This is a genomic window from Mesorhizobium sp. M7A.F.Ca.US.005.03.2.1, assembly GCF_003997795.1.
Taxonomy (GTDB): domain Bacteria; phylum Pseudomonadota; class Alphaproteobacteria; order Rhizobiales; family Rhizobiaceae; genus Mesorhizobium; species Mesorhizobium ciceri.
Window position 1 is genome coordinate 1 of sequence record NZ_RZRP01000187.1, and the last position, 8,769, is coordinate 8,769.

At 62.5% G+C, this 8,769-nt stretch carries 9 protein-coding genes, 1 pseudogene and 1 riboswitch; of the genes and pseudogenes, 8 read left to right on the forward strand and 2 right to left on the reverse strand.

The genetic code is table 11. From position 1 onward, the window contains the following. The 5 genes and pseudogenes from EN991_RS13025 to EN991_RS13045 all read left to right on the forward strand — a co-directional run. Positions 1 to 197: pseudogene (locus EN991_RS13025) on the forward strand (S-(hydroxymethyl)glutathione dehydrogenase); the annotation flags it as partial. Between the two features lie 69 nt (positions 198 to 266). Then, the gene (locus tag EN991_RS13030; RefSeq protein ID WP_024505334.1) at positions 267 to 737 is read left to right on the forward strand and encodes a YaiI/YqxD family protein; all 471 of its coding nucleotides are present in this window, start codon (positions 267 to 269) and stop codon (positions 735 to 737) included. 23 nt (positions 738 to 760) lie between these two features. Then, positions 761 to 1,438, forward strand: a complete 678-nt coding sequence (locus tag EN991_RS13035) for a DUF1345 domain-containing protein (RefSeq protein ID WP_013531945.1) — start codon at positions 761 to 763, stop codon at positions 1,436 to 1,438. A 97-nt stretch (positions 1,439 to 1,535) separates the two neighbouring features. Continuing rightward, positions 1,536 to 2,417 (forward strand): cytochrome b/b6 domain-containing protein, encoded by an 882-nt coding sequence (locus tag EN991_RS13040; RefSeq protein ID WP_024505335.1) that lies wholly within the window; start codon positions 1,536 to 1,538, stop codon positions 2,415 to 2,417. A gap of 1 nt (position 2,418) precedes the next feature. Next, a complete protein-coding gene (locus tag EN991_RS13045; protein ID WP_013531947.1) occupies positions 2,419 to 3,210 on the forward strand; it encodes a molybdopterin-binding protein in 792 nt (263 codons plus the stop codon). 31 nt (positions 3,211 to 3,241) lie between these two features. Here the strand turns inward: EN991_RS13045 and EN991_RS13050 are convergent, their stop codons facing one another. Beyond that, a complete protein-coding gene (locus EN991_RS13050) occupies positions 3,242 to 4,039 on the reverse strand; it encodes an aspartate/glutamate racemase family protein (RefSeq protein WP_013531948.1) in 798 nt (265 codons plus the stop codon). A 221-nt stretch (positions 4,040 to 4,260) separates the two neighbouring features. Here EN991_RS13050 and EN991_RS13055 point away from each other — a divergent pair, with 221 nt between their 5' ends. Beyond that, complete coding sequence (locus EN991_RS13055; RefSeq protein WP_127368901.1) at positions 4,261 to 5,541, forward strand: D-amino acid dehydrogenase; 1,281 nt, start codon at positions 4,261 to 4,263, stop codon at positions 5,539 to 5,541. 8 nt (positions 5,542 to 5,549) lie between these two features. Further along, entirely contained in the window at positions 5,550 to 6,278 is a 729-nt protein-coding gene (locus tag EN991_RS13060; protein ID WP_013531950.1) for a GntR family transcriptional regulator, read from the forward strand. A 37-nt stretch (positions 6,279 to 6,315) separates the two neighbouring features. Here the strand turns inward: EN991_RS13060 and EN991_RS13065 are convergent, their stop codons facing one another. Then, complete coding sequence (locus EN991_RS13065; protein ID WP_127368902.1) at positions 6,316 to 7,317, reverse strand: hypothetical protein; 1,002 nt, start codon at positions 7,315 to 7,317, stop codon at positions 6,316 to 6,318. Between the two features lie 244 nt (positions 7,318 to 7,561). After that, a riboswitch (glycine riboswitch) is annotated at positions 7,562 to 7,648 on the forward strand. A 149-nt stretch (positions 7,649 to 7,797) separates the two neighbouring features. Between EN991_RS13065 and gcvT the strand changes: the two genes are divergently transcribed. Next, positions 7,798 to 8,769 (forward strand): glycine cleavage system aminomethyltransferase GcvT (gene gcvT / locus EN991_RS13070; protein WP_127368903.1); only part of this gene is annotated, 972 nt, incomplete at its 3' end.

Sequence of the window (8,769 nt, forward strand, 5' to 3'; positions counted from 1 at the left end):
CCGGCCGCACCTGGATGGGCACCGCCTTCGGCGGCGCGCGCGGCCGCACCGATGTGCCGAAGATCGTCGACTGGTACATGGACGGCAAGATCCAAATCGACCCGATGATCACCCACACGCTCAAGCTCGAGGACATCAACAAGGGTTTCGATCTCATGCATGAGGGCAAATCGATCAGAAGCGTCGTGGTTTACTGAGGAAGATCGCAGGCCGCGGCCCAACCGGCCCGCGGCCTCCGTGGTTCACAATGGGAGGAGAAAAGAAACATGAGCGAACTCCCCGCCATTCTCGTCGATGCAGACGCCTGCCCGGTCAAGGCCGAGGTCGAAAAAGTGGCCGACCGGCATGGCGTCCTTGTCACCTACGTCTCCAATGGCGGCCTGCGGCCGTCGCGCGATCCGATGGTCCGCAATGTCGTGGTCTCCAAGGGCGCTGATGCCGCCGACGACTGGATCGTCGACAATGCACGCACCAACGACATTGTGATCACCGCCGACATTCCGCTGGCCGCCCGCGCGGTAGCGCTTGGCGCCCATGTGCTTGGGCCAACCGGACGTCCCTTCACGCCGGAAACGATCGGCATGGCGGTGGCGATGCGCGACCTGAAGCAGCATCTGCGCGAGACCGGCGAAAGCAAGGGCTACAATGCCAGCTTCGCGCCGCAAGACCGGTCGCGGTTTCTGGGCGAACTCGATCGCATCTTGCGGCGTGCCATGAAATCGGCCACACCGGATTAGCGCTATCCAGGGCTGGAACCACCATGGCCGCCGAAGCTCCGATAGACAAACCCATGCAGCGCCACATGCTGTTTGCTGTGTCTGCCTGCTTCGGCGTCTTTGCGCTTCTGGTGGCGTTGCTGCTGCACGCTCCGCTTGCCTATTCGATCGGCGCCAACGCGTTCTTTGCCGCCTATGTCATTCTCGTCGTCGCCCAGATGCCGAAGTTCACCGGCAGGTATCTGAGCAAGAATGCGCGCGCCACCGACCAGCCGGTGCTGGTCATCTTCGCCGTGACGCTTGTCGTCGTCGGCGTTGCCGTTGTCGCATTGTTCCTGCTGATCAATCAGAAGGACAGAAGCCATCCCATCGAGCTCTTCTTCGCGCTGCTGTCGATCCCGCTCGGCTGGTTCACCATCCATGCCATGGCAGCGCTCCATTATGCTCATGTCTACTGGATGGATGGCGATGCGATGGATGCCGAGACCAGGAAGAAAATCCCGGTCGGCGGACTGCTGTTTCCGGGCGACAAACGGCCGGAGGGTTGGGACTTCCTCTATTTCTCGACGGTGATCGGCATGACGGCGCAGACCGCCGACACCAACATCTCGACGACGCATATGCGTCGTGTCGTGCTTGTCCACTCGATCCTGTCGTTTTTCTTCAACACGGTCATCGTCGCCGCTGCCGTCAATCTCGCCGTCAGCCTGGGCGGTCCGTAATAAATCCGTGATCGGATGAAACATCGGTTTGGATCGCGACGTATCAGGAGGACAATGAGCGCGCAGGCCATGCCGCGAGGCCGGGAGACGAAACACGATGGAATCCGTTGCCAGAAGCCAATCCGCCGCCGATCCAGGCGCTTCGGCGTCGAACGACAAAACGCTGATTTACCGGCAGTCGCGCTGGACGCGGCTGACGCATTGGCTGTGGGCGATCTCGCTGTTCTTCATGCTGTTGTCCGGCCTGCAGATCTTCAATGCCCGTCCGCAGCTCTATATCGGCAAGCAATCGGGCTTCGATTACAACAACACCATCTTCGCCATCGGCGCCGAGAACTCCGATGCGGGTCCGCGCGGCTACACGGAGATCTTCGGCAAGCGCTTCGACACCACTGGGGTGCTCGGCTGGTCGGGTCCGGCCGGCCAGGAGACGTCCCGCGCCTTCCCGTCCTGGGCGACCATCCCGTCCTACTATGATCTCGGCACTGCGCGCGTCATCCATTTCTTCTTTGCCTGGATACTCACCACGACGTTGATCGTCTGGTTTGTCGCCAGCACCGTGAACGGCCATTTGCGGCGCGATCTCGCGCCACGCCTCGACGATTTGAAGCGGTTGCCGCAAGACATCGTCGACCACGCCAAGCTCAAATTCCATCACACGCGCGAATACAACACGCTGCAGAAGATGGCCTATGGCGGGGTTCTGTTCGTGCTGCTGCCGCTGATGATCATCACCGGTCTGGCGATGTCGCCAAGCATGAACTCGGTGCTGCCTTTCCTCAACGATCTGCTCGGTGGCCGGCAGACGGCACGCACCATCCATTTCACCGTCATGGTGCTGCTGGTCGCCTTCTTCGTCGTCCATATCCTGATGATCCTGGCCGCCGGCCCGATCAACGAGCTGCGCTCGATCATCACCGGCTGGTACCGCACCGATCCTCCCGCACAGGACGACAATACAGCCGAGAGGAGTGCCTGACATGGCGAAGTTTGAGATCAGCCGCCGCAAATTCCTGACCGCTGCCGGCCTTGGCGCTTCCGGTATCATGCTGTCGGGCTGCGACGCCTTTGACAGCCAGCTAAGCGTCGGCAGCGGCCTGCGCAGTTTCCTCGAAAACGCCAATGGCCTGACATACCGGGCGCAACGCCTGCTCGCCGGACGCGGTGCGCTGGCGCCGGAATTCACCGAGGCCGATATCCGCCAGCCGCAGCGGCCGAACGGCGTCACCGCTCCCGATGACGACGTCTACAAGGGCCTGCTCGCCAACAATTTCGCCGACTGGCGTCTGGAAGTGACGGGTCTTGTCGAAAAGCCGCTGTCGCTCAGCCGCGAGCAGCTCCAGAACATGCCAAGCCGCACCCAGATCACCCGCCATGACTGCGTCGAAGGCTGGAGCTGCATAGCCAAATGGACCGGCACGCCGCTGTCGCTGGTGCTGGACCAGGCGGTGGTCAAACCGCAGGCGCGCTATGTCATGTTCCATTGCCTCGACACGATCGACCGCAGCCTGTCGGGCGACATCAAATATTACGGCACCATCGACCTCATCGATGCCCGTCACCCGCAGACGATCCTCGCCTACGGCCTGAACGGCAAGCCGCTGCCGGTCGAGAACGGCGCGCCGCTGCGGGTTCGCGTCGAGCGCCAGCTCGGCTACAAGATGCCGAAATATCTCTACAAGATCGAACTGGTCGACGGCTTTGCCGATGTCGGCGGTGGCAGGGGCGGCTATTGGGAAGACAATGGCTATGACTGGTACGGCGGGATCTGAGCTGCACACCGCAAATCCGGCGCTGAAGATGCTAGCCTAGCGAGCGGCGAAACAGCTCGCCTTTTCCGGCAATCTGCTCGCCAATGCCGCCAAGCCGCAGCATATGCCAGGCAAGTGCATGGTTGCTGGAGGTGACCGGTTTCCCCAACTCCTTCTCGACCTCCTCGATGATGCGGGCAACGCGCATGCTGGTGCAGGAAACGAACACCGCATCACAGTCGCTCGACGCACCGATTTCCAAGATGGCCTGCTTGACCGATGCCGGCGTGATGCGTGCAACGACATTGTCGTCCGCCTCGTTGAAGGAGCCCATGACCGGAATATCCATCCCCCGCGCCATCAGCGATGCCCGCAGCGAATGATTGATTTTCGCCAAGTAAGGGGTGAGCAGCGCGATCCTCGAGACCCCCAGGGCCTTCAGCGCGGCGCGTGCCGCGGTCACCGGATTGGTCACCTGCACACCAGGCAGCACCTCGTGAACGCGCTCGGCAACCTTATCCTCGCCGATGACCAGCGCTCCCGACGTGCAGGCAAAGCCGATCACATCGAACTTGACGTCGGGCAAGAGTCCCACCGTTGCCGGGATTACCGCCGACATTTTCATCAGGTTTTCCGGTGTGATCTCGACATCGCTGTAGAGCCGCGCCTCGTACAGCGCGATGTCGCGCGCGGGCAGCGCATACCGGAATTCATCCTCGATGGTCTGGTCGGTCCGCAGCACGAGCAGGCCGAGATTGGCGCGCGTGCCGATACCGTCATCGGTCTTGAACGGAATGTGTTCCTTGTCGAGGACAAGCGTGTCGTCGGCGCGGCTAACCGGGGCGTCCATGGCGCAGTCCCCTCCCTGATGCCAATCAGAATTGTCGACAATAGAAACGGCGATATTGCCGAAACTGTCAAGGGCTCTGTGCAGATCCTGGGAACCGGTAAACGCCTGAATTTTGCGCTTGCGCGGATCGCTTGTCCGTCGCCGACCCATTCACCGTTGACAGGGATCGGCGTCTTCCTATTGAATTGTCGACAATAGGAACACACCCCTTCGGGACAGCAATGCGCGTATTGATCTTGGGCGGCGGCGTGGTCGGGATCACCACCGCTTATCAGTTGCAAAAGGACGGCCACGCGGTCACTGTTCTCGAGCAGGCACCGCAGGTGGCCGAGGGCGCGAGCTGGGCAAATGCAGGCATGATCGCGCCCGGTCACTCCTTCGTCTGGTCATCACCAGCCGCGCCAAAAATCCTGCTGAAGTCGCTGTTCCTGAAAGACCAGGCGCTTCGCTTCAAACTTTCCGCCGACCCGCATCTCTACAGCTGGTCGCTGCGCTTCCTCAGGGAATGCACGGCCGCCAAAGCGCGTCGCAACACCCTCCTCAAACATCGGCTTGCGGTCCATTCCCAATCGGTCCTGCAGGCGGTCGTCAGGGAAGAATCGATCCAATACGACAGGACCTCGGCCGGCATCCTTTACTTCCACCGCAGCCGTCAGGCGCTCGACAAGGGCGTCGCCAACATGCGCCTGCTGGAGGCCGACGGCCAGGAGATCCGCATTGTCGACGCACAGGAAATCATTGACCGCGAGCCGGCGCTGGCTTCGTCGCGCGGCAGCATTGCCGGCGGCATAATGTGTCCAACCGATGAAACCGGCGACGCCGCCAAGTTCACGCGCGCGCTGGCGGCCATCGTCGAAACGAGGGGCGGCAAGATCCTGACAAGCACGAGGATCGTCGGGATCGAACGCAGGAATGACGCGATCATCCAGGTCGTCACCGACAAGGGAGAATTTCTGGCCGACGCCTACGTTCTGTGTCTCGGCGCCGAAAGCCCGATCCTCGCCCGCAAGATCGGCCTTGGTTTGCCGATCTATCCGGTCAAAGGATATTCCCTGACCATTCCCATCGTCGACCCGGCGCTGGCTCCAAAACTCCCCGTCATCGATGAGCACAATCTCGTTGCCATCACGCCGATGGGCGATCGCATCCGCGTCACCGCCACCGCGGAATTCGCGGGCTATGATCGCAGCCACAAGTCTTCGGATTTCGCCTTCATGAAGCGCGTCACGCAGGACCTGTTCCCGCGCGGTATCGCCTATGATCGCGCCGAAATGCGGGCCTGCCTGAGACCCATGACGCCCGACAATCTGCCGATCCTCGGCCTGCGCAACATCAAGAACCTCTGGCTGAACACCGGCCACGGCCATATTGGATGGACGATGGCGCATGGATCGGCCCGCATCGTCGCCGAACTGATCGCCGGCCGGGCTGCGCCGATCGCCCTCGACGGTATCCTTCCCACACAGGCGCGGTTCGCCGAACCAAGCGCCGCAAAGGCTTGACCGACGCCATGCTCCGACCCACCAGGCACAGCAACCAGGACGACGATGCGGCGTTGGCATCCAAGCCGATCAAGACCGGCCCGCGCGTCTATGAAGAGATCCGTCGCATGGCGATGGACTATCGCTTCAAGCCGAACGAGCGCATCAACGAAGTGGCGCTTGCCGCGAGGCTGAATGTCAGCCGCAGCCCGATCCGGGAGGCCCTCCAGCGGCTGGTCACGGAGGAACTCATCACCTTCCAGACCAATCGCGGCTTCTTTTGCCGCGGCTTCGATGTCGACGAGGTCGTCAATCTTTCCGACGTGCGGGCGGTGCTTGAGGAGCGCTCCGTCAGGCTGGCGATCCAGCGCGCGACCAATGAAGAGCTCGCCGCGCTCGTCGACTGGTGGACGCTCACCATGGCGCGCGCCGACTCGTTTTCCAGCGCCGAGCTGACCGCCAGGGACGAGGAGTTTCACATCCGCATCGCCAGGCTGTCAGGCAATCCCGAACTGGCGCGCATGCTCGAAGGCATCAACACGCGCATCCATTTCGTTCGCAAGATCGAAGTGGAGAAGCACCGGCGACTGTCGACGACCTACACCGAACACAGCGAAATCGCCCGAGCCATGGTAGCTCGCGATGCCGACACGGCCGCAAGGCTCATGCATGACCACATCGACATCAGTGTCGCCGATGCCATGTCGACCGTCCGGGAAGGCCTGGCCCGGATATACGTCGACGTCGATCAGATCTGACCAGCATCCCGGAACCGATTAAGCAATCCCTGGCCGGTCAGGCAACCTTGTCGAGCAGCGGCCTGAGCGCCGGGTGAATTTCCGGCGAGGCGTGCTTGATCAGGGTCAGCAGCGCGCGTTCGTTCTCGTAAAGTGGCCTGTCGACGCCGATATGTTCGATCAGCCAGCCGGCTTCGCCGGCATCGATCGTCTCGGCACGGCGGGCCAGGGCCTCGGCCGCCCTGTTCTTGGCTTCCCATTCGGCTTCGATGTCGCCAGGAGATCGGTAGGCCTCCATGATGCCGGCAAGCCCGCCGGAGATCATGCGGCTGAAGAAGCCGCCGATTTCCGGATCGGCATGTTCGAGGAAGGCGTCATGGCGCAGCGCCACGTCGCGCGTCGGTGCTTCGTAGCCGGCCGAGCACATGACGAAATTGGCGATCGCCTTGACGAACAGCTCGTTCCAGGACGGATCGTTTTGTCCTTGAGCAGTCCGCTCGTTGATCTTGAGCAGCACCTCGGCCTCGGCGCGCGTGATGGCGATGTTGCCGTCGCCGCCATGGGCATGGAGGATCCGGCGCAAAAGCTCGACCTCCGCCTGCGCGACGAGGCCCGGAGCCAGCACGCCGCCGAGCATCAGCGGCCCCTTGCCGTCAATGACGGCATGCGCCACCTGCTCCAGCGCATACACACAAAGCTGGGCCGGCGACGATTTCGCCTGTTCCAGCACATGCACCAGCAATTCGAGTTCGGTCCGGCTGTCGACCATGCCGTCGCGCGAGATCGTGCGGATCAGCCAGTCGGCATTGTCCTGCGAGATATAGCCCGACGGCTTTTCCTGGTGGACGATATAGTCGGTGACCGCCTCAATGAAGAAGGGCGGCCATTCCTGGCATTTGTCCTTCGCCGTGGCATCGAGCGCGAACAGCGCCTCGGCCTCGCCACGCGTCACGACGCCGTCGCCGAACACTTCATGGCGCAACATCGCCACGTCCTCCGCGGCGATGCGGCTTTTCGAGGTCAGCCCGGCCACCGGCGCGCTCATGATCAATTCGCCCATTTGTCGTCCCCGTCCGCCGTCGCCAAGCGCCGGCCCGATAGCGTCATACAAGCCAACATATCAGCAGTGTCTTGAAAAACCGGCAAACGGCGTGGTTAGTGAAGACTTGTCGCCAACGCATGTCGCCTGACAGCGTGCCGCGGTTTGAAGAACGACATGCACGCGCTTTAGATGTTGCTGACAGGTGACAAGCCGTCGCGCGCAAGCTATGGATGGCGCGTCGAGGACTCAGGGTCTTGAGTCCTACCTGTTTGCGGGAGAGAACAGCGAGAGCTGTCGCCGAAGGGGAAATCGCCCGAAATCTCTCAGGCAAAAGAACCGTAGACGGGAAAGACACTCTGGAAAGTCGGGGCTTGCCCCCGCGCCGAAGGTGTAAGCGCCGCTGACAGAGTTCCGGCTGCGCGAGTCTCTCAGGCTTCAGACAGAGGGGCACGGACTGGTCGCCATTCGCGACCGATTGCGTGCGACTCTGGAGACGACATGACGGGCGACGACACAAAACACCTTCCCCTTGAAGATATCCATATGGCCGCCGGTGCGCGCTTCGGCGCCTTTGCCGGCTGGTCGATGCCGCTGACCTATCCGGCCGGCGTCATGAAGGAACACCTTCACACCCGCGAGCAGGCCGGCCTGTTCGACATCTCGCATATGAAGCTGTTCGAGGTCAGCGGACCGGAAGCGGCGGCACTGCTCAACCGTGCCTGCCCACTGGATGCCGGCGCGCTCGAAATCTCGCAATCCAAACTGTCCTTTTTCCTCAACGAAGCAGGCGGCATCCTCGACGACCTGATCGTCACCAGGCTTGGCGATGCCAGGTTCATGGTGGTCGCCAATGCCGGCAACGCCGTAGGCGACGAAAAGCATTTGCGTGCACTTGCCGCGGATTTCGACGCCAGGATCGAGCCGCTCGACCGCGTCTTCCTGGCCATCCAGGGTCCTGAAGCCTGGGCCGCCCTTTCCCGCGCCGGCATCGAGACCGGCTCGCTGCTGTTCATGCATGGGGTCGAACCGCGCAAGAACTGGTTCATGAGCCGGTCGGGCTATACCGGCGAGGACGGGTTCGAGATCGGCTTGCCGGAGGCCGATGCACGCGACCTCGTCGCGAAGCTGCTCGGAGACGAGCGCGTGCTGTGGATCGGCCTGGCCGCGCGCGACAGCCTGCGCCTGGAGGCCGGTCTCTGCCTGCATGGCCAGGACATCACACCGGAAACCGACCCGGCCAGCGCCGCCTTGATGTGGGCAATCCCAAAGGACATCCGCGCTTCCGGCACTTTCATCGGCGCCGATGCGCTCCGCGCCGCGGTGGAACGAGGACCCGCGCAAAAGCGCGTCGGTTTGAAGCCGGAAGGCCGCCAACCGGTGCGTGGCGGTGCCGCGCTCTTCGACGCCGACGGCAACCCGGCCGGCCATGTCACGTCGGGCGGCTTCGGCCCCTCGGCCGGCCAGCCGGTC

What these genes read in the sequence shown, in the direction of transcription:
- EN991_RS13030 (WP_024505334.1), top strand. Translation starts at nt 267, where the DNA reads ATGAGCGAACTCCCCGCCATTCTCGTCGATGCAGACGCCTGCCCGGTC.
- EN991_RS13035 (WP_013531945.1), top strand. Translation starts at nt 761, where the DNA reads ATGGCCGCCGAAGCTCCGATAGACAAACCCATGCAGCGCCACATGCTG.
- EN991_RS13040 (WP_024505335.1), top strand. Translation starts at nt 1,536, where the DNA reads ATGGAATCCGTTGCCAGAAGCCAATCCGCCGCCGATCCAGGCGCTTCG.
- EN991_RS13045 (WP_013531947.1), top strand. Translation starts at nt 2,419, where the DNA reads ATGGCGAAGTTTGAGATCAGCCGCCGCAAATTCCTGACCGCTGCCGGC.
- EN991_RS13050 (WP_013531948.1), bottom strand. Translation starts at nt 4,039, where the DNA reads ATGGACGCCCCGGTTAGCCGCGCCGACGACACGCTTGTCCTCGACAAG.
- EN991_RS13055 (WP_127368901.1), top strand. Translation starts at nt 4,261, where the DNA reads ATGCGCGTATTGATCTTGGGCGGCGGCGTGGTCGGGATCACCACCGCT.
- EN991_RS13060 (WP_013531950.1), top strand. Translation starts at nt 5,550, where the DNA reads ATGCTCCGACCCACCAGGCACAGCAACCAGGACGACGATGCGGCGTTG.
- EN991_RS13065 (WP_127368902.1), bottom strand. Translation starts at nt 7,317, where the DNA reads ATGGGCGAATTGATCATGAGCGCGCCGGTGGCCGGGCTGACCTCGAAA.